This is a genomic window from Pseudodesulfovibrio halophilus DSM 5663, assembly GCF_059568665.1.
In genome coordinates this window covers 197,794-217,908 of record NZ_JCANTV010000010.1, presented here as the reverse complement: position 1 = coordinate 217,908, position 20,115 = coordinate 197,794, and the positions used below count along the sequence as shown (strand labels likewise).

The following is a 20,115-nucleotide window of genomic DNA, read 5'->3' as shown; positions in this document are numbered from 1 at the left end:
GAAACATGAGTCTTCATGTCTTACCCATCCCCCAGCAGAAAGCGGCTGATCCAGCTCCGGCGCTTGCCCGGCCGCAACCTCGCCTCCCCCCTTACGGGGCCGGTCGAAGCCTGCGCCTGCGCCGGTCTTCCGAGGCCGATGTCCCCATTACAGGAGAGCGCGTGGTCCACTCTGCCCCCTAGAGCCATGAGGCTGTTTTCGAGCCGCTCGAGGCGGTCCATCATTTCAAGCACCGAAGCCTGACCGCCTTTCTCCAGCTCCTTTTCAAGCACGTCTATGCGCGACTCCATGTCCTTGATGTTGCGCAGCACCCGCTCGGCCTGCCGGTTGCGGCCGGAAGCGGTCTTACGCGCCGAAGGATACGCTTTGGAGCACTGCTGCGTAGCCGCGCCGGCTTCGCCGGACCAGTACTGCTGCTCGAAATCCAGATCTTCCACGATTTCCATGACATCCTCGCGGGACGTCTCGCACTTTCCGTTGGCGCACGCGTCCATGAGAATGTAGTCGCAAAGGATGTTCACGAGCCGTGGGATGCCGTGCGTGTTGCGGTAGACTTCCTCGAACACCCCTTCGCCGAAGACCAGCGCGTCGCGATTCCCCGCTCGCTCCAGTCTGGAAAGGACATACTCCCTGAGCTCGTTCTTTTTCAGCGGCGTCAGATGGCAGGCGACCTGAATGCGCTGCCTGAGCTGGAGAAGCGCCGGGCTCCCGAGTGTCTTGCGCAGCTCCGGCTGACCGACCAGAATGATCTGCAACAGCTTCCCGCCATCGGTTTCGAGATTGGAAAGCATCCGCACCTCTTCCAGCAGCTCCAGCGACAGGTTCTGCGCCTCGTCGATGATCAGCACCGCCTGATTGCCCCGAGCGTACTCGTCGATGAGAAATTCATTCAGGTCGCGCACAAGCTCGATCTTGCCCCGGCCCTCGGTCTCCAGACCGAAGTCATCGTTGATCATGGCAAGCAGCTGCCGGGAATCCACCCGCGTGTTGAAAACCTTCGCCAGCGTGACGCGGTCGAGATGGGTCTTGATCAGCTGCCGTATAAGGGTCGTCTTGCCCGCCCCGATCTCGCCGGTAAGCAGGATGAACCCGATCCTGCCCTGTATGCCGTACTTCAGGTACGACAGAGCCTTCCCGTGCGTATCGCTCATGTAGAGATAGTCCGGATTGGGCAGCAGGTCGAAAGGCCGCGAGTTCAGGTCGAAATAGGATTCGTACAAGCCACACCTCGATGAGTTCAGTCGGCGTAATAGTATTTGTAGGGCGAATATCCCGAGTACCCCATGCCGACACCCATGGCGGCCTGATTGTAGACCGCGCCAAGAATGTTGGAACCGCTCAGGGCCTCGACGGTGTCGCGCACTTCGTACTGCGTAACCTGTCCTTCCTTGACCACCAGCACCACTCCGTCCACGATCCGGGCAAGACTTCTGGTCTCCGCGAAAGGCAGAACCGGCGGGGAATCCACAATGATATACCGATCGGAATAGCGATTCTTCATTTCGGTGAGGATCTGCTTCATGCGCCGGGAGGCCAGCAGCTCGCCGGGGCTCTGCATGGCCTTGCCCGCAGGCAGGAAGGTCAATTTGCCCAGCCCGGTCTTTATGAGCGCCTCGCTCACATCTCGTCCGTTAGTGAGGCACTCGGTCAGACCGAACTCCGGCTCCAGTCCGAGCAGCTGTTGACAAGTGGGGCGCCGCAGATCGCCGTCGATCAGCAGGACGGTATGGTCGAACTCCTGCGCAAGGCTGATGGCGAGGTTGGTCGCAGTGACGCTCTTGCCCTCTCCCGAGGTGCCGCTGGTCACGAGGATGGTATTCTGAAACCCGTCGCGCTTGGTGACGCGCACAAGGTTTTGCTTCAGTTTGCGAAACTCCTCGGCGGCCGGACATTGCGGGTCATTCACCGAAACCAGCATGTGCTGTTCGGCGATGCGGTCCAGCACCTCCTGCGGCGGCTGCGGGGTGCGGTGCATGTAGCCGCGCGTCTCCACGCGGCGGCGGGGCTCTTCTCCGCGCATTTCCGTCGCTGCCCTGAGGGCTCGTTCTATACGACTCATGAAACCGTTCCTTTAGGCCAGCGCGGCCCTGATTTTCTCAAGCGTGTTGTCGACCAGCGGGAGATGCAGAAGCTCCACCGCGAGGAAGAAAAGGGTCACGGAAAAGACCAGCCCGGAGATGAGGTACAGACGGATATTCCGCAGTCTGCGTTTGCGGTCCTCTTCCGGGTCGCGGACCTTGGGGACCACGGCGAAAACCGGCAACCCCAGACCGCGCAGGTCATCCACCGTCTTGATGGACGGGTTGATGAAGTCCAACAGTACGATCAGCGCCAGCGCCAGTCCGAACCCTCCCGCCATGCCGCCGGCCATTATTATCGGCCGGTTGGGGCTCGTGGGGATGGACGGGACCACGGCCGGGTCGAGCACCTTGAACGAGACAGACTTGTCCTGCAGCTCCATCTCCTTGGAAACTTCGGACTGCCCGTAGCGAGACACCAGCTTCTCGTAGATGATGACCTCGTTCTGTCGGCGACGCTCCAGTTCGGCCAGCTGCGTTTTCAGGGCGGGAATCTGCCTCAGGAGTTCGCGATTCTTACGAATCTCCTCTTCCAGATTGTCCCGCTTGGTCTCGAGGGATTTCAGCTGGACCTTGATGCCCTGATAATCGCCCGAGCGGTAAATCTGCTGACGTTCCATGTCCCCGTTTTCCCGAATCTGACGCTTGGTGGCCTCGATAGACTTCCGCAGCCGGATCACCTTGGGGTGCTGTTCGGTATAGCTCGTGAGAAGCGTCTGGAGCCTTGCCTCCTGATTCATCAGCTTACTGCGCGAAGGGGTGTTGCTGACGATCATGCTCCGAGCCGTATTCAGCTCGTCCAGGCGTATCTGAATGCCCTCGAGCTGCTGCTCCGCGCGGTCGATACTCGCACGTATCGACCCCTCGTCAGTGGCGAGCATCAGACCGGATTCGCTCTTGAAGTCGTCGATTTCCTGCTCGATTTCCTCGATACGATTTTTGAAGGTGGCTATCTGCTCCGCCAGAAACTGCGTCGCCTCATAGGATTCCTTGCGCTTCTCCGAGGTCTTCTCCTCGATGTAGAGCCTCGTCAGGGTGTTGACCACATCTCGGGCCAGCACGGGGTCGCGGTCGGTATAGGAGATGTCGAAGACGCCCTTTTTTTCGTCCAGCCGGATCTCGAGCTTGCTGTTGAGGGTGCGGATGAGGTTGTCCCAGTCCGCTCCGGTACGCAGCTTGACGTCAAGGTCGAGGTCCTTGATGACCTTGAGCAGCATGGACCGGCTGAGCATGGTCACCTTGATGGCCTTGATCTTCATGTCCATGGACGGCGTGATGGCGATGCCCTTGACCAGATCCTGAATGACGTTCTGTTCGATGAATACGAGGCTCTTGGCCGTGTACTTCTTCGGCATCACGTAGCTGACCACAACCGCGCCCATCATAACCAGAAGCGCAACGCTCAGGAACAGGCCCTTGCGCTCCAACACCAGACGCAGATAGCGCATGATGTCGAAATCGCCCTGATCGCCGGTGTTGTTTTGCTGTTGCGTATTCATGTCCTATCCGGGGCTAGAAGAAACTTTCGCTGACGATGATGTAGTCGCCGGGCTGGAGCAGCACGTTCTCCGTGAGGTCGCCCTTCTTGATCAGCTTGTGCGCGTCCACCTCGATGCGTTCGCGTTCGTCACCGTTCTTGCGGACGATGGTGAACGTGTCCTCGTTCGCATACTTGTTGAAGCTGCCGGCTTCGAGCAGGGCGTCGAGCACCGTGAATCCCTCGCGGCAGAATATGGCCTTGGGCTGCGTCACGGCGCCCAGCACGAAAACGTTCATGTTCTCCTTGAGAGGAATGAACACGGTGTCGCCGGGCTCGAGCTTGATGTCGCTTTCGAAGTCGCCCTTGGTGAACAGGGCATGGAAATCCTTCATGACCTTTTTGCCGTCCCTGTAGACGTAGGCCTCGTGAAGGTCGGCCGCCGCCAGAGAACCGAGCGAGGCCAGCAGATGCAGCAGCGTGGTGCGCTGGGTCAGGTCGAAAACGCGCGATTCCACCCCGCCGCCAACGATGTAGACCTTGCTGCTGGCGCTGTTGAGCAGGGAAATGTTGACCAGGGGCTCGCGCACCAGTTCGGAAAGCTCGGTGTAGAGCTTCTGCTTGAGCTGCTGCACGGTGAGACCGGCCGCGTGCACGTCCTCGATGCCGGGCATGGAAATTTTCCCGTCCGGCCGGACCACGGTCTGGGTCTGGAGCTCATCCTCTCCCCATACCTGAATGGAAAGGGCGTCTCCTTCACCTATGGAGTAATCCGATGCGAAACAGGGTGCGGCAAGTGCCAGGACCAGACAAAAGGCATAGATGAAACTCTTCACGACAGTCCCCCGACTTTTTGAAGTTCTCGTTCTCCCGACCCCATGGTCGTCGTTCATGTCCGCTAGCGCCCCATCTTTCGGGCCATGACCGCCACGGTGGCGAACATGATCCTGAAATCCAGCAGGAGCGTGTAGTTCTTGATGTAGTAAAGATCGTAGCGGAGCTTCTCGATGGAATCCTCCACCGAGGACCCATACGGGTAACGGACCTGTGCCCAGCCGGTGATGCCCGGCTTGACGAAATGTCTTTCCGAATAATAGGGAATTATCTTCTTGAGATCCCTGACGAACTCGGGGCGCTCGGGCCTCGGCCCCACGAGACTCATTTCCCCTGCAAGCACGTTGATCAGCTGCGGCAGCTCATCTATGCGCGTCTTGCGCAGGAAGTTGCCCAGCCGCGTGATGCGACTGTCGTTCTTGTCGGACCAGACCGCGCCGCATTCCTTTTCCGCGTCACAGCGCATGGTCCTGAACTTGTAGATGAGGAACTCGCGGTCGCCCCGCCCCACCCTGACCTGCTTGAACAGCGCCGGTCCGGGAGAGTCGAGCTTTACGGCTATCGCCACCAGCGGCAGAAAGGGCCCGACGATCATCAGCCCGAAGAGGCTCAGGACGATGTCGAGCATCCGCTTCACAATGCGCCGCAGGCCGGTGATCCTGAACCCCTGAGCAAAGATGAACCAGCTGGGCGTAATGTTTTCCAGCATCAGCTTGCGGTTGACCTGCTCGTAGAATCCGGGCGCATCCAGCACTTCCATGCCGCTGAGCTTGCAGTTGAGCACTTCCTGCAGCGGGAATGCCCCCCTGCGCTCGGACAGGGACACCACGATCTTGTGCGCCTTGAGCTTTCTGGCGCGGCTGAGGATGTCCATGGTCACCGGGTTGTCCGGGTCCTGATCGCTGAACTGGCCGGGACGGCATTCAATGTAGTCGCGGAGTTCGTAACGTCCGTTGGAGGACTTCACGAGCTGCATCATGTCTTCGGCCATGGCGCCGTTTCCGACGATGACCACGCGCCGCACCATGCCCGGAAAGCGCATGACGTTCTGCGAGGCAAGAATCCACAGGGCGCTGGTCGCTCCGAAGAAGCACAGGATCTGAAGCACCACTTCCTCAAGCCTGGTGAACATGCCCACCTGCCAGTGGATCAGAAACGCGGCGTTGGTGGCGATGATGAGGCTCAGGAGCAGTCCGCTGAAGCCCTCCTTGCCCCTGCGGCGCGCCCCCTTGATGATCATTTCGGACGCGACGGACGACAGGATGATGATCCCAGCGAGCGCGGCGAGGTCCATGCCTCTGGTTTCAAACAGCACGAAGATGTCCGGCATGTCCCTGAACGCCGCAAGCGGCATGAAGCCCAGAACAAGGGCCAGAATCACGAAACTCTTGAAAACGCGTATGGAGGCATAGGTGACCATGATATCTCCTCGGGTTATCCGCCGTTGATCTCGTCGAGCAGCTTGCGTGCCCTCTCGGCACTGTCCGCGTCGGAACTCTTGAGCGCTCCGTTCAGCGCAAGCCTTGCCTGCTCGACATTGCCCTGCGTCCGGTAGGCATAGCCGAGGTGGTAGAGCACCGCCCCGTTCTCACCATCCAGCTCCCGGGCTTTCTCCAGCACCTTCACCGCTTCGTCGGCCTTGCCGTTCTTGGCGAGCGTATAGCCGAGCGTGTCCATGACCGCGAGGTTGGACGGAGAGTTCACGTAGGCCGTATAGGCCAGACGCAACGCTTCAGCGGCGGTCTCGGGATTCTCCACATAGATCGTCGCGAGGTTGTTGAGGGCGGGCACGTAGCGGTCGGACAGTTCGAGCGTTCTGTTATAGCGCTCCACCGCTTCATCCATGCGACCCATGGACTGGTAGATGCTGCCCTGCGCCGAATAGGCGGGGTAGAACTTGTCGTCGCGCTTTATCGCCGCGTCGAGGTAGTTCAGAGCCTTCCGCGGGTCGCTGCCCGCGAAGTGTCTGCCGAGGGTCAGGAAGATCTGGGGCGTGGGGCCGCACATGTCGAGTCCGCGCTCCAGGGCCATGACAGCCTTGCCTTCCTGCTCCAGACGACGGTGAATATTGTAGAGCGTGAGGTATCCGCCGGGATTCTTCGGCTGAAAGTCTGTGATCTGCCTCGCGGCCACGAGGGCCTTTTCAAAGTCGCCCTTCATCATGAGGGCTCTGGTCCTCAGCCCGAGGGAAGAACCGGGGCTGTGGCGCTCCTTCTCCCGGCAGATTTCCAGCACTTCGTCATAGCGCTTCATGCCCAGCAGCACTTCCGCCTGCATGGCCTCAAGACCGGCGTGACCGCGATGCGCCTCAAGCCCCTTTTCAACGAGCTTCAGGGCCTCTTCGGGCTTCTGCTGGCGAACCTTGTAGGAGGCATATCCGGCGTACGCTTCGGGTATGTCGGTCTGCAGCCCCTTTTCAAAGCAGGCTTCCACCTCTTCGGGACGATTCATCAGCTCCAGCACGGCGGCCTTGCCGAGCAGTCCGCGAAGAATTTGGGGCCGCTGTTCCAGCAGGGCATCGTATTCGGCCAGCGCCTCTTCGGGCTGCTCCAGAGCGAGCTGAAGGCCGGCGCGCATGAGGTACGGCGAAGGATTCTTCGGATCAGCCGCCTTGGCCTTTGCCAGCAACTCCTCGGCGCGGTCCATCTCGTTGGCCGAGAGCGCGATGCGGGCCAGCAGGTTGTAAATGGCAACGTCCTCGGGGCCACCGGTCAACCCTTCGGTCAGGGTCTGTTCAGCGAGATTCCTGTCGCCGTTTCTGAGATAGAACGAGGCGAGAATCACGCGCGGGCGGAAGCTGTCCGACGCGGAAGTGATGGCTTCGCGAAGCGTATTCTCCGTTTCGGTCAGTTCGCCGAGGGAATACTGCAGCGCGCCTATCTTCATATAAGCCCCGGTGGCTTCGGGACGGTCCCGCGTCACGGTGGAGTACATCTCCAGCGCCTGATCACGCTCGCCGCGCAGCATGTGCGCGTCGCCGAGGGTCATCCGTGCGGCCACGTTGTTCGGGTCCGCTTCGAGCACCTTGCGGGCCTCGACCATGGACTCGTCCACGCGCCGTTGCTGAAGGAGAATGGCGCTGATCATCTCCCGCGCACGCACGAACTTGGGTGAACGGTCGGCAACGTTTCGGAAATGAGTGATGGCGGTTTCGAGGTCTCCCTTCCCATAGGAGCTGAGGCCAAGGAAAAACAGGGTCTCCAGTTCCGGTCTTTTGGTCAGGGCCTTCTGGAAGGACTGGATGGCCCCGCCGTAATCCTTCCGGGTATACTGGATCAGCCCTGTGAGCTTGTCGCCCTCGGGGGAATCCGGGAAAGTCTTGTTGAGCGACTCGGCGACGCTTTCCGCGTCGTCGAACTGCTTCTGTTCGATATGGTTCTTCCCCACGATATAGCGGGCGACAGGGTCATCGGGATGCGCCTTGCTCAGGCGTTCGTAAGTGCGGAAGTACTCCTCCCTCTTGCCCTCTGCGGACTGACGCGCCGCCAGGAGGTAAAGCCCCTGCTGATGGTCGGGCCACTTGGCGAGGAGCGCGGCCAGCGAATCGTCCAGCTCTTCCTTCATGCCCAGCTCGGCGTAGGTGCGCACCAGCGCAACGCGGGCCGTATCCCTTTCAGGGGCAAGGCGGACCACCTTTTCCAGTCGCTCAAGCGCCTCCTGATGGCGTCCGAGTCCGGAATAGGCAGCCGCGAGATATTCCTGTGCCTTGGCGCTGTCCGGATTCTCCGAACAGTATTTCTCAAGCAATACCGATGCTTCATCGAATTCACCCCGCGCGAGGGCGATCCGCCCCAGATCCAGATTGACACGCTTGTCGTAAGGATTCTGGCGCAGATACTTCTCGAAACTCTTTTCGGCATGATCAAGTTTGCCGGCCATGAGATAGGCCCGGCCGAGGCCGTATCTGGCTTTCATTTTTTCGGGGGCCTTTTCCAGCACGGTCTTGTAGATGACTATGGCACCCTGATGGTTCCCTTCGGAAAGATACGTGGCACCCTCGTTCATCATCTCTTCGACACTGCTGCCGCACCCGGCCACAGGGGCAAGAAGCACGGCAAAAAGGATTATCGCAAAAAGGAATCTCAAAACGACCCTCCGGGTTCTTGAGTGAGGATTCATGATGCCGCATCCCGTCCGGCGGCACCGGCAATCGTCCTGCAACCTGCCCCCTAAATAGCCAGAATTATGCCAAGCCCATTTGAGACCTTTTACACCATTAATTACATATAGTTATATGCGATCAACAATCTGTGGATCACCCGCTTCGGACGCTCATGTCCGGCAAAGTCGGACAGGGGCGCCTGCCTCTCGGCACGAAGTGAGCCGTCCCATTATCCGCACGAGAAAAGTATGAATTCTTAATTTTTTTTAAACCATTAAAATCAGCATCTTGGACAAGTTGAATTTCACTGTCACATTTTTTGCTCAGAAGAGTTTCGGAACAAAAAATACTCTGGACAGCAACGGAGAGGGACAGATGAGGAAAAACCTTGCAGACGGGATGTTTGAAACCCTTCGACTCAAACCCCGCCGTTGGACTGTAACCGGAGCCGCCGGTTTCATCGGATCGCATCTGGTGGAAACGCTGCTTCGGCTCGATCAGTTCGTGGTGGGAATGGACAATTTTTCAACCGGTTACCAACACAACATTGAAGACGTGCGCAAGTCCGTAAAACCCGGACAGTGGCAACGCTTCAGTTTCATACACGGTGACATCCGCAACCCCGGCGACTGCACGCGATGCGTTTCGGGCAGCGACTACGTCCTGCATCAGGCGGCCATCGGGAGCGTGCCGTGGTCGCTGGACGACCCGGCCTTCAGCAACGACAACAACATAAGCGGCTTCCTGAACATGCTGCTGGCGGCCCGCAACGCCAACGTCCGCAACTTCGTCTACGCCGCATCCAGTTCCACCTACGGCGACCTGCCCGGTCTTCCGAAAAAGGAGGACATGGTGGGCGTGCCGCTGTCCCCCTATGCGGTGACCAAGTACGTGAACGAGCTGTATGCCGAGGTATTCAACACCTGCTACGGCTTTCCGTGCATCGGGTTGCGCTATTTCAACGTATTCGGCCCCAGGCAGGACCCCAACGGCGCCTACGCGGCGGTGATTCCCCGCTGGTTTGCCACCGTGCTCGACGGCAGACGGCCCGAAATCTACGGCGACGGAGAAACCACGCGGGATTTCTGCTACATCTCCAACACGGTCCAGGCCAACATCCTCGCGGCAACCACGGAAAACCCGGCGGCGAAGGGGCAGGTCTTCAACGTGGCCCTCGGTGAGAAAACGTCCCTCAACCAGCTCTTCGGGCACATACGGGATATCGTGGCCCGCCGAAATCCGGAGGCGACCTCGCTGGAGCCGATCTACAGGGAGTTCCGTCCCGGTGACATCCGACATTCGGTGGCGGATGTGACCAAGGCATGTGAGCTCCTCGGCTACTGTCCGGACACGTCGGTCGACAAGGGGCTCGCTTACGCGTCCCAGTGGTATATCGCCCAAACACCCCAGCCCGTAGCGCCATGATCGTCACGATAGCACGACAGAACCTGCTTCACGACAAGGTCCGGCTGGCCGTGACCTTGACGGGAGTGGTGTTCGCCGTCGTGCTCATCACCATCCAGATAGGACTGTTCATAGGCTTCACGCACACCATCTCGGCGGTCATCGACCACTCCGGCGCGGACGTCTGGGTCACCTCCCCCGGCGTCAAGAACTTCGACATCGCCCTGCCCCTGACCAAGGAGAAATATTATCAGGTGCTCTCGGCCCCCGGAGTCGAGAAGGCCTCCAAGTTCATCATCCAGTTCGCCGACTGGAAAAAACCGGACGGCGGGCAGGAATCAATCGAGATCATCGGCTTCGAGCCTGACAAGGAGATGGGCGGACCGTGGGGATTCGTGAAAGGCACGCCCGCAATGCTCGACCTCAAGGACGCCGTGGTGGCAGACCAGCTCTACATGGAGAAGCTCGGCATCGGCAAACAGGGCGAGAGCGTGGAGATCAACAGCAAGAAGGCGCGGGTGGTGGCCTTCACGCGCGGCATACGCTCGTTCACCACCTCTCCGTTCGTCTTTGCGTCATACAAGACCGCCCTTCAGTTTTCGCACCTGCGCCCCGACGAGCTGACGTACATCCTCGCCAAAGGGGAGAACGGCATCACTCCCGGCCAGCTGCGGGACTCCATCGCCCGCAACGTGAACGGCGTGGACTCCTACACCACCCGCGAATTCAGCGACAAGACGCGCGAATACTGGATGCTCAACACCGGTGCCGGGACAAGCATCCTGCTGGCCGCTTTTCTCGGACTGGTGGTGGGCACGGTCATCGTGGCCCAGACGCTCTACGCCACGACGCTGGACCACATCGGCGAGTTCGCCACGCTCAAGGCCATGGGCGCCCCCAACTCCTATATCCATTTCATCCTCATCACGCAGGCGACCCTGAGCGCCATTCTCGGCTACGGCTTCGGCATCGCCATCTCCTACCTTGCCGCAAGCATCAGCCAGTTCGCTGCCATGGCGATCATCATCCCCCTCGAGGTGGCCGTGGGCATGTTCTTCCTGACGCTGGTCATGTGCGTCAGCTCCTCGCTCATTTCGATCCGGAAGGTCATGACCCTCGATCCGGCGCTCGTTTTCAAGGGACGATGACATGCAGCAGCCACGCACCGCCATATCGCTCACCGGAGTGACCAAACGATACGGGGAACCGCCGTCGCAGGAATACGCCCTGCGCGGGGTGGATCTGGAGGTGAAACAGGGCGAGGTCCTGCTGCTGATGGGACCGTCCGGAAGCGGCAAGACCACGCTGCTCTCCATCATGGGCTGCATCCTGAGCCCCACGGACGGCGACGTGGTGGTGGCGGGACAGTCGGTCACCGGGCTGTCCACCGGCAGCCTCGCCAGAGTCCGGCTCGACAACCTCGGGTTCGTCTTTCAGGAGTACAACCTTTTCCCGACCCTCTCCGTCATCGAAAACGTCATGGTGGCCCTCGACCTGCGAGGCATGAGCAAAAAAGACGCCGCGGCGGCCGCCATGGCCGCTCTCGAGAACGTGGGCCTCCCTGAAAAGGCGCACGTCTACCCCGAAACCCTCAGCGGCGGCCAGAAGCAGCGGCTGGCCATCGCCCGCGCACTGGCGGGGTCGCCCAAGGTCATCCTCGCTGACGAGCCCACCGCCGCGCTCGATTCAGAAAACGGCAGGCTGGTCATGGACCTCATGTCCTCCCTCGCCGACGACGGCACCCGCTCCGTCGTAGTGGTAACGCACGACCAGCGAACCTTCGAGTTCGCCGACCGCATCATCACCATCGAGGACGGCCTGCTTCTTCCGCCGAAGGAAATGAACAACATTCGAAAGTCGAGGAAAACATGAGAGTACTGCTTCTTCTGCTCGCCCTCACGGCAGGTCTCGCCGTTGCCGTCCACTATCAGGCGCCGGGATGGCTCGCACGACTGCTGCCGCAGGTGGACAACTCCACCGAGGCCTTCGAGTCCGTGCCGCCGCTTGAGGAGTCCTCTCCCTGGATCGCCGCCTACGGACGGGTCGAACCCGTCTCCGAGGAACGAGCCCTCGCCTTTGAGATCAGCGGCCTCATCGAGTCGGTCTCCGTGAAGGAGGGCGACCCGGTACGAAAGGGGCAGGTGCTGGCCAATCTTCGAAACGAGGACTATCAGGCCCAGCTCGCCTCGGCTCAGGCCATTCAGGAGGCGCGCAGGGCTACCTATGAGAAGTTGGTGGCAGGCGCGCGCAAGGAGGAAAAAAGCGAGGCATGGGCCGCCGTGGAGCGCGCCCGGCTGGTGATGCAGAACGCTCGGGTCGAGATGCAGCGAAGGAAGGAACTGCTGGAGAAGAACCTCATCGCAAAGGAAGAGGTCGACCGCGCCACAAGGGATTTCCGCGTGGCCCAGAAGCAGTACGAGGAGGCGGTCCAGCGCCATCTCATCGCCAAGGACCAGTCCCGAAAGGAAGACATCGCCTCGGCCTACGCCGAATTTGACGCAGCGAGGATGCAGGCCCGCGAGCGAGAGGCAAACCTCGAAAAGACGCTGCTGCGCTCCCCCATAGACGGAGTGGTGCTGCGCACACACCGACGGGCCGGGGAAAACGTCTCAATATTCTTCGAAAGCCCGGTGCTCACCGTCGGCGACACCACGGAATACAACATCCGGGCCGAAGTCGATGAAAAGTTCGCGGCCGGGGTCAAACTGGGCCAGTCCGCTTTCTTCGTCTCCGATGCCTTCGGAAACCGGCGGTTCGAGGGTCGCGTCGTTCGCCTCGGAAGGATGACCGGCAAAAAGAAGCTGCCTCTGGATACCCCGGGAGACAAGGCTGACACCGAGGTGCTGGAGGTGATCGTCTCCATGGACGAGGACCGGGACCTCATCACCGGCCTTACGGGTGACGTTTTCATCAAGACGGGCCAGTCGGCCAAAAACCGATAAAGGATCAAGGCTTCATGATCTCCCCCGCAGCAGCAAGAATCATCCCCTTCGCCGCGTACATGACCTTCATCGCTCTGGCCGAGCTCGCGGCTTTTCTCCCCGAAGACGCGCTCGAACCGGGTTTCTTCGACACACTGTATCCGCTCCGGGCCGGGCTGACTGCCCTGCTTCTCTGGGTATTCAGAAAACATTACACCGAAATCCGCTGGAAAGAACTCGCCGACGCTCGCGTTACCCCGGTCACAGTCGCGGTGGGTATTCTGCTGTGCGGCGCCTGGGTGAACATGGACTGGGGCTTCGCCATACAGGGCGAACTCACCCCCTACGAGCCGGGAGCGCAAGGGGCGGCACTTGTCGCAATGCTTGCAGTCCGCGTGGCCGGAGCCACGCTCGTAGTGCCCATCATGGAGGAGCTCTTCTGGCGCTCGTTTCTTGCCCGGTATCTCGTGAACCGTGATTTCCAAAAGGTGCGCCCCGGCGCGCTCACCGCCCTTGCCGTGATCGCGACGTCGGCCCTCTTCGGTCTGGAACACAACCTGTGGCTGGCCGGGATACTGGCCGGGGTCGTCTTTGTATTCATCTACATGCGCACCAACAGTCTGGCCCAGTGCATCCTCTGCCACGCGGTCACGAACGGCGCGCTGGCGTTGTACGTGCTGAGTACCGGCGACTGGCGCTTCTGGTAGTGTCAAGAGCTTCCGAACATTCTGTCGGGGAGGTTTACAAAGCCAGACCTCACGGACCCACCTGCCTCACTTAAGAAGCTGAAAAAAATAGATAAAACAACTTGGCACACCAGTTGCTTAAACTAGGGCAAATCGCAACTTTTTTTGGAGGAATGACATGAGAATTTTCAAGACCCTTATCCTGACAGTCGTCACCCTGGCTTTCACGGCCAGCCTTGCCGCGGCAGCCCCGATTCTTGCTGGCGGCTACAACTACATCAGCTTCGACGGCTTTGAAAACGTCTACGGCCGCACCGCAGACAACATTGCCGACCCGCTGGTCGACGGAGATGTCGTCTACGGCGTCTTGCAGGCAGGCAACATCAAGGACAACATCGGCACGGTGGTAAACCAGCCCGCAGGCTCCGAACTGACCGGCTTTTTCGCCGCCTCGGCCCAGTACGTGAACGACAACCTGACCTTCACGTCCCTGAGTGCTGCCAACGACACGTACAACTACTACACCGTCGACGGCGGAACCGTTACTTGGAACGACGCAGGTCTCGGAGGCATCATGGGTGACACCTTCAGCGCCGACGAGCTGGCAGGCTACTCCGTGATGAAGCTCTTCAGTGACGACACTGCCGACGTGTCCTCGCCTGATATCGCTACCAGCATCGCCACCCACACCGATGGCGACGAATGGGCGACTCTGGCCCTGACCCCGGGTAACAGCTACTGGTACAGCATGCTCGATCCTGACGGCTTCGGCACCAACATCTACGGCTTCCAGTCCTACGGCGAAGCTCCCTGGGGCAACGCGCTGATCAACGACCCGACTGAAAGCGTCTTTGACTACGACGTGGCCCTCTTCGGCGAAGCCGACATCAGCGCCAACGCCAACCCGGACATCCCCTGGCTGATCGACATCGCCGACCCCGCTGTCATCGCCACTCCGGAACCGAGCACCTTCCTGATCCTCGGCCTCGGACTCCTCGGACTCCTCGGCTTCAGAAGGAAGTTCCAGAACTAACCGGCAAGTCAGATTCCTCACAAAATCAAGGGAGTCTCCGCAAGGAGGCTCCCTTCACTCTTTTCCAGACACCGGGCCCCATCCCCTCCCAAAAGCTCGCAGCCTGTCCGCACAGCGTCCCGCCCCCACGCACAAACGGCCCAGAGCGCCTGCCCCGCTTCTGCCTCACACGCGAGACGGCCACCAATTCCACCTCGGGATGGCCACGGGATGTGCTCGTCCCAATGAGTCTTGCGTGCGCGAAGAGTCGGCTCACCGTGCGAGCCGACCAGCCGTTGTCCGCAGCCGAACGAATATGGGTCAGGAGATCAGGAAACTTTCCACGGGCCGCCTGTGGGTGCCGTGTCGGATGGCCGAACCGAACCCCACGCGGAAAAACATGACGGGCACCGAGGCCAGAAAGCCCGGAAAGACATCTTCCACCAGCGGCCACGAGCGGGACAGTATATCCAGATGTCGGTCACTGCCGAAGGAGCTCTCCCCTTCAAGCAGCACGCGCAAACGGAACAACGCCGGGGCCGCTGCGGGCTGGAACTGAATGCCGTAATGCGCAAAGCGAAGCCATACACGCTGCAGCGCACGCCCCGCCCTCAGAAAGTCCTCGGGGCTGCGGCCGTCCATGGAGATGAACCCCACACCGCCCGACTTGCGGATGCCCCGCGCCGAATGCGCCGCCACCGCCCGCGACGTGCCGAGCAGGTTGGCCGCGCGCATGACGGACCAGCTTTTGGTGGCCCTCAGAAACAGTTCCCCCGGCTTGCCCGCTTCAAGATTCTTGAGGGGCAGGCCGTCGCGCGTGATACGCTCTTCCTGCGGCGTAAATCGAATCATCGACACAAGATGCTCATGCAGCGAGCGGTTCTCGCTCCGCAGCATGTCCAGCTGCATCACGGCCTTGGCAAAAGTTCGGATGCCATCCCGATCATTTGCCCAGTGCAGCCGCAGTCCGGAGAAACCGTCCAGTGTCTCCGCAACGGCTTGCCATACTCCGTCGGACACGGCCTCGCTCGAAAATTCTCGGCGATTGGTGGTGCGAAGCCAGATGGCGTCCAGAAAGGAATCATCCGCAGGGTCATCCGTGGCACGCAGTTCCATGCCGTAGACACGGTCGGGCTCGTCCCCCGGGAAGCATTCCACATCAAGCCTGCGTCCGCAGGCGCGGGCCGCGACCGACATGTTCTCAGCCACGGCACCGCAGGACATGAGGGACGCGGTCTGGGCGACATTGAAGAAGCTGTGGTCCGCCTCACGGTCAATGAAGAGATCGATCCGTCCGGGGCTCTTGCGAAACCGCCAGGGCTGAACATTGTCGCCCGAAGGCGCACGGACCCCGGCGCGGATCAGATAATCCAGCACCGTCCCGTCGCCGCTGTCGGGGGGTGGCGAAGCGACGGGACGGTTGCCGGTGGGACGGGGAGATAACAGAAATTTCTTGAAGGCCCAGAGCTTGGCTTTCTGAAGCGGTCCCTGATTCCCCTTGAAGAGTCTGCCGCGAACCAGTTTGCGCTTGTATGCGTCAAACTGAAGGTAATAGGGAACGGCTTTGACGCCTTTGCGCCCGAGGATGACGCGAATGGCCTCCATGGAGGCCTGCGCGGAACAGAGCCCGCAGGCCAGTGCCGAGGAAGGACCGCGCTCCGCGTCAATGTCCACGGCGTTGAGGTCGATGTATCCGGCGTGCGTGGCCCGCGGCGAGAGCCCCATGGCGAATTTGAGCAGCCTGTCCCGCACCGGGGTCTCGTCGGTTATGTCAAAGTATTCGTCAAACCCCATACCTCCGGGCATGAACACCAGCACCGCCGAACTGAACCCCATGGGGCCGGCCGTGATGACGGGAATACCGAGCTCCAGGGCACGCTTGAAGACCATCCGACGCACCTCGAAAACGAAGAAGTCGAGTCCGTCCAGAACAACGTCCGCGCCGTGGAGGAAATCGTCCAGATTGTCAGCGGTCACGCCCTGGGGGAAAGTCCGGATATCGAGGTGCGGATTCACTTCGGTGGCAATGCGCACCATGGTATTCAGCTTTTCCGAACCGAACGTGGCTGCGCTTGCTCCATACTGGCGGTTGACGTTGACCGGATTGAACTCATCCATATCCGCGATGCTGAAGCCGCCCACGCCGCAACGGATCATGGAAACGAGATGGCTGCCGCCCACGCCTCCGAGCCCTGCAACCGCCACGCGTGCGCGCATGAGTCGATCCAGCTCGTTGGCATTCATGAGGCCCAGATTCCGTGAGAAGGCCGCCGCGTGATATTCCGCGCGGCTGCTCAGACCGTATCCGGATACTTTCCGCAACAGTTCTTCACGATTCACGGTCGCCCCCCGACATTGCGTTCCGCATCAGTGTCCGATTTCTCCCTTTCCCCCGATGGCCTGAGGATAGAGATAGGCGAGCACTTGCATCTGTTCTTCGTTGAGCCCGTTGAGGACGTGCGGACGCTGATCCAGAAAATACTGTACAATGGACTGCTCCAGCGGCCTGTCGTTGCCCACGGAATATTTCATGTCGGGATCCATGACCGCGTTCTTCATCTTCACGAAGAAGGAAAGAAGGTCCGTGTCGAAGTCGGCCTCGCCGTAAGCATCTCGCATTCGCTGATCGTAGGTGTGCACATCGGCGTGAAGCGCCACCGCGGGCGCGCCGACCGCATCATACATGCGCTCTTCGGCAAGCTGGTCGAAAAGGAATATTTCCTTGTAGAACCTGACATGCTTGGGATTGACCATTATGCACACGTCGTCGAGTTCCACGAGATGGGCGTAGTGAAACAGCGCCTTGGCGAGGTAGATGACCAGATTGGCCCAGCGACGGTTTCTGGGAGTGGCCAGCGCACCGACTTCGGCAACCTGTCTTCCCTTGGCTCGCAGTGCATCCAGCTCCGGCTTGTAAACGGCATCCATGGGCAGACCGAAGACACGCGTGTCCTTGTACAGGCTCATGGTCGAGATGACCTTCAGGTAGGTCTTGAAAATAAATACGGAAGTCGTCGGCAGCAGGCTGTGAACGCCGTAGAGCATGCCCGTTGGCTCCGGGTTGGGCACGTACCCGGCATTGTAATACTCCGTGTAGACGACCCGAAAGGCCTGTTTCAGCTCGTCAAGCGTTTCCCCTATCTTGATGCTGGGACGATCGATATCGTCGAGGTTGTCCCGAACGAGTGCGGAACGCCTTATCCTGATGGTGCGTCGCCGCTCCACTCCGTTGAGCGGAGGCTTGCCGACTTTTCCTTCCTTTGCAGCCATTACCATCGCCATCCACCTGTCCAGCTCATTGCTCACCCTTCCATGTAATTTGAGAGCATTTCGATCGGTCTCGAGTCTGATGTATCGAACCCGCCTCCCATGCTCACGCCGTTGGACACGTTGCTCCATGTCTTGCGGCAGTAGAAAGAGACCGTCTGGTACGTCTCCGGAATGGTGAAGACCACTTCGAAATACGACACTCCCGACAACCTGTCCGCGAACCCCATGTCGAGGTTATGAAAGGAAATTCTCATGCCCCCCTTGGAAATATCCTTGATGGTGACCGGCAGACTGTGCACGCCCCTGTCGGGGATGTTTACACACGATACCGCAGGAATTGACACTTCCAGCCGCGGATGCGCCCGTCTGTCGCTTCCGCCGCGCTCCGTCACCCCTCCTTTATCCTTGAGATACCCTAGGACAATTTCCCGGGCGCAGTCTCCCGCAGGGCGTTTGTGACTCTGCGCGACTGCCTGCAAAGCCTGATATTCCGAGTGGTTCATATCAAAGCAAACCTTCACGAAGAACCTCCTGTACCTTTGATCCCCTGACCATCGCCGCACCCGGAGGTGCGCCAGCCTACATTGTTACGATTTCCCGTATTCCGGCGTCGGATTGTCATGGTTATTGCTATTAACATGCCAATAAAAGCCGAACTCCCTAAAGTCTCTGACAACAGGAAAAATCATGCAGATCACTTTCCAGGATATAGCTCTCAAACCCATGCCCAAGACGATCGCGCAGACCGATCTGAGCAGAATTTTTTCACTTTTCAAACGCTTCGAGTCCAACCACATCCCCTACCCGGTGGAGGGTGGCAACTTCCAGTGCCTCTGCGCCTCACAGCTCGCGGCGCTGACCATCTGCAATGCTCCGCTGGACATCGAGCAGGCGCTCAAACCCCATGTAAAAAAAGTCCGCCCGGCCGATCTGGTGGAGAATCACCTCACGGAAGGCTCCCAACTCCCCGAACTTTTTGTCGTCGAGGACGGTCGCCGCCCAGTGGGATGGACCAACCTCAAACGGGTGCTGGTAAACACCCTCCTGTGGTCAAGCCCCCGGCTCGACGAGATATTCTCGCCGCATAACGGCATCATCGTGCTGGAAACCGAATCCGTGTACGAAGCGCACCGGAAACTGCTCATGAACAGGACGGAAAGCGCCATCGTGACTGGCGGCAAGCACATTCGCGGCATCATCATGGATCGCGACATCAGCAAACTGGTTCAGGAAGGGCGCGATATCTGGAACCTGAAAGTGCGCAAGGCCATGCGTGAAGTCCCTGTGCTCGGCTCCTGGGTGTTGCTCAAGGACGCCTACACCGCATGCATGCGAAACGATGCGGAAAGAGTCGTCGTGAGCGACGCCGACGGCACTCCGCTCGGCACCGCCACGCTTGGCGACATCGTCAATGCTCTGGGCATCCGTTCGCAGATTCCGCAAAATGCGGACGGAGAATCCTTGGCCAGTCCGGGCCTTTATGAAGCGGCCTTCATGGACACGGTGTTGAGCCAGTCCATGCAGACCGGAATTATCGGACTCAACGACAGGCTCCGGGTGGTGTATTACAATGAGACCCTGCGCGGCCTTCTGGACAAGTCGGACCGCATCAGGGTCGGCGCGGATATAGAGGCCATCTCGCGCTGCTGCGGGAGTTCTCGCCACAAGGTGCTGACCATGATAGAGCGCGCCAGAAACGGCGATGAACAGGTCTTCACGTCCTGGCGACAGCAAAACGGCAACCCGAGGCTCATGCAATGCCGGATCAACGCGGTTCGGATCACGCACCGGGCCATTGGCTACGTCCTCGCCGTGCAGGACATAACGTCACGGCACAATACTGAGAAAAGCATCAGAAAGCTGGCGTATTACGACAGCCTGACGAGCCTGCCGAACAGACACCTCTTTGAAGAGCGTTTTGTTTCGGAACTGAACAAGTCCCAGCGACACGGCACCAAGCTCGCGGCGATGATGATGGATCTGAACGGCTTCAAGGATATCAACGACCGGTTCGGGCACTTTGCCGGCGATACGCTTCTGAGAGAACTCGGGCTGCGGATGCTGGCCACCGTCCGGGATTCCGACACAGTGGCCCGCTTCGGCGGGGACGAGTTCATGTTCCTTTTTCCGGAAATCACGGACAGGAAAAGCGCCGAGAAGGTCGCGGCGAAGCTGACCGAAGCCGTGGAACAGCCCGTGGTTCTGGGGGAGGAGAGAGTGACGATCAGCGCGTCCATCGGAACGGCGATCTATCCCGACGACGGCGCCGACTACCGGACCCTCATGGACCGGGCGGACTCCGAGATGTACTTCAACAAGCGCTCGGCCTGA

Annotated in this window: 16 protein-coding genes; 7 read left to right on the top strand and 9 right to left on the bottom strand. The window is 59.9% G+C overall.

Translation table 11 applies throughout. The features are described 5' to 3' along the window. Nucleotides 1–20 precede the first annotated feature (20 nt). The 6 genes from BR24_RS07860 to prsT all read right to left on the bottom strand — a co-directional run bounded on the left by BR24_RS07860 (nucleotide 21) and on the right by prsT (nucleotide 8,475). Entirely contained in the window at nucleotides 21–1,220 is a 1,200-nt protein-coding gene (locus BR24_RS07860; protein ID WP_496540950.1) for an XrtA/PEP-CTERM system-associated ATPase, read from the bottom strand. 17 nt (nucleotides 1,221–1,237) lie between these two features. Further along, nucleotides 1,238–2,059, bottom strand: a complete 822-nt coding sequence (locus BR24_RS07855) for an XrtA-associated tyrosine autokinase (protein ID WP_496540949.1) — start codon at nucleotides 2,057–2,059, stop codon at nucleotides 1,238–1,240. A gap of 12 nt (nucleotides 2,060–2,071) precedes the next feature. After that, a complete protein-coding gene (locus BR24_RS07850; RefSeq protein WP_496540948.1) occupies nucleotides 2,072–3,577 on the bottom strand; it encodes an XrtA system polysaccharide chain length determinant in 1,506 nt (501 codons plus the stop codon). 13 nt (nucleotides 3,578–3,590) lie between these two features. Beyond that, complete coding sequence (locus BR24_RS07845; protein WP_496540947.1) at nucleotides 3,591–4,391, bottom strand: polysaccharide biosynthesis/export family protein; 801 nt, start codon at nucleotides 4,389–4,391, stop codon at nucleotides 3,591–3,593. Nucleotides 4,392–4,453: 62 nt separating this feature from the next. Beyond that, nucleotides 4,454–5,809 (bottom strand): TIGR03013 family XrtA/PEP-CTERM system glycosyltransferase, encoded by a 1,356-nt coding sequence (locus tag BR24_RS07840; RefSeq protein WP_496540946.1) that lies wholly within the window; start codon nucleotides 5,807–5,809, stop codon nucleotides 4,454–4,456. 14 nt (nucleotides 5,810–5,823) lie between these two features. Then, a complete protein-coding gene (gene prsT, locus BR24_RS07835) occupies nucleotides 5,824–8,475 on the bottom strand; it encodes an XrtA/PEP-CTERM system TPR-repeat protein PrsT (protein ID WP_496540945.1) in 2,652 nt (883 codons plus the stop codon). Between the two features lie 391 nt (nucleotides 8,476–8,866). Between prsT and BR24_RS07830 the strand changes: the two genes are divergently transcribed. The 6 genes from BR24_RS07830 (at nucleotide 8,867) to BR24_RS07805 (ending at nucleotide 14,535) form a co-directional block, all read left to right on the top strand. Further along, nucleotides 8,867–9,916, top strand: coding sequence for an SDR family oxidoreductase (locus BR24_RS07830; protein ID WP_496540944.1), 1,050 nt, complete (start codon nucleotides 8,867–8,869; stop codon nucleotides 9,914–9,916). After that, nucleotides 9,913–11,043, top strand: coding sequence for an ABC transporter permease (locus tag BR24_RS07825; protein WP_496540943.1), 1,131 nt, complete (start codon nucleotides 9,913–9,915; stop codon nucleotides 11,041–11,043). The genes BR24_RS07830 and BR24_RS07825 overlap by 4 nt, the downstream gene beginning before the upstream one ends. Nucleotide 11,044: 1 nt before the next feature. Next, on the top strand, nucleotides 11,045–11,767 hold the full coding sequence (locus BR24_RS07820; protein ID WP_496540942.1) for an ABC transporter ATP-binding protein: 723 nt from the start codon (nucleotides 11,045–11,047) through the stop codon (nucleotides 11,765–11,767). After that, a complete protein-coding gene (locus BR24_RS07815; protein WP_496540941.1) occupies nucleotides 11,764–12,837 on the top strand; it encodes an HlyD family secretion protein in 1,074 nt (357 codons plus the stop codon). The genes BR24_RS07820 and BR24_RS07815 overlap by 4 nt, the downstream gene beginning before the upstream one ends. 14 nt (nucleotides 12,838–12,851) lie before the next feature. After that, on the top strand, nucleotides 12,852–13,523 hold the full coding sequence (locus BR24_RS07810; protein WP_496540940.1) for a CAAX prenyl protease-related protein: 672 nt from the start codon (nucleotides 12,852–12,854) through the stop codon (nucleotides 13,521–13,523). A 157-nt stretch (nucleotides 13,524–13,680) separates the two neighbouring features. Next, nucleotides 13,681–14,535 carry a PEP-CTERM sorting domain-containing protein gene (locus BR24_RS07805; RefSeq protein ID WP_496540939.1) on the top strand — a complete coding sequence of 285 codons (855 nt, stop codon included), beginning with the start codon at nucleotides 13,681–13,683 and terminating at the stop codon, nucleotides 14,533–14,535. Between the two features lie 300 nt (nucleotides 14,536–14,835). On the opposite strand, the gene BR24_RS07800 is transcribed toward BR24_RS07805, so the two are convergent. The 3 genes from BR24_RS07800 to BR24_RS07790 are packed head-to-tail and all read right to left on the bottom strand — an operon-like array spanning nucleotide 14,836 to nucleotide 18,083. Continuing rightward, nucleotides 14,836–16,854, bottom strand: a complete 2,019-nt coding sequence (locus BR24_RS07800; RefSeq protein WP_496540938.1) for a ThiF family adenylyltransferase — start codon at nucleotides 16,852–16,854, stop codon at nucleotides 14,836–14,838. 27 nt (nucleotides 16,855–16,881) lie between these two features. Next, nucleotides 16,882–17,784 carry an N-acyl amino acid synthase FeeM domain-containing protein gene (locus tag BR24_RS07795; RefSeq protein ID WP_496540937.1) on the bottom strand — a complete coding sequence of 301 codons (903 nt, stop codon included), beginning with the start codon at nucleotides 17,782–17,784 and terminating at the stop codon, nucleotides 16,882–16,884. Nucleotides 17,785–17,816: 32 nt separating this feature from the next. Beyond that, complete coding sequence (locus BR24_RS07790; RefSeq protein WP_496540936.1) at nucleotides 17,817–18,083, bottom strand: hypothetical protein; 267 nt, start codon at nucleotides 18,081–18,083, stop codon at nucleotides 17,817–17,819. 388 nt (nucleotides 18,084–18,471) lie between these two features. Here BR24_RS07790 and BR24_RS07785 point away from each other — a divergent pair, with 388 nt between their 5' ends. Further along, nucleotides 18,472–20,115: a diguanylate cyclase domain-containing protein gene (locus tag BR24_RS07785; protein WP_496540935.1), complete on the top strand. Its 1,644-nt coding sequence runs from the start codon at nucleotides 18,472–18,474 to the stop codon at nucleotides 20,113–20,115.

Excerpts from the sequence above, each read along its gene's own strand:
- BR24_RS07820 (WP_496540942.1), top strand. The coding sequence starts at position 11,045 with ATGCAGCAGCCACGCACCGCCATATCGCTCACCGGAGTGACCAAACGA.
- BR24_RS07805 (WP_496540939.1), top strand. The coding sequence starts at position 13,681 with ATGAGAATTTTCAAGACCCTTATCCTGACAGTCGTCACCCTGGCTTTC.
- BR24_RS07850 (WP_496540948.1), bottom strand. The coding sequence starts at position 3,577 with ATGAATACGCAACAGCAAAACAACACCGGCGATCAGGGCGATTTCGAC.
- BR24_RS07840 (WP_496540946.1), bottom strand. The coding sequence starts at position 5,809 with ATGGTCACCTATGCCTCCATACGCGTTTTCAAGAGTTTCGTGATTCTG.
- BR24_RS07795 (WP_496540937.1), bottom strand. The coding sequence starts at position 17,784 with ATGGCTGCAAAGGAAGGAAAAGTCGGCAAGCCTCCGCTCAACGGAGTG.
- BR24_RS07785 (WP_496540935.1), top strand. The coding sequence starts at position 18,472 with ATGCAGATCACTTTCCAGGATATAGCTCTCAAACCCATGCCCAAGACG.
- BR24_RS07815 (WP_496540941.1), top strand. The coding sequence starts at position 11,764 with ATGAGAGTACTGCTTCTTCTGCTCGCCCTCACGGCAGGTCTCGCCGTT.
- BR24_RS07830 (WP_496540944.1), top strand. The coding sequence starts at position 8,867 with ATGAGGAAAAACCTTGCAGACGGGATGTTTGAAACCCTTCGACTCAAA.
- BR24_RS07855 (WP_496540949.1), bottom strand. The coding sequence starts at position 2,059 with ATGAGTCGTATAGAACGAGCCCTCAGGGCAGCGACGGAAATGCGCGGA.
- BR24_RS07810 (WP_496540940.1), top strand. The coding sequence starts at position 12,852 with ATGATCTCCCCCGCAGCAGCAAGAATCATCCCCTTCGCCGCGTACATG.
- BR24_RS07825 (WP_496540943.1), top strand. The coding sequence starts at position 9,913 with ATGATCGTCACGATAGCACGACAGAACCTGCTTCACGACAAGGTCCGG.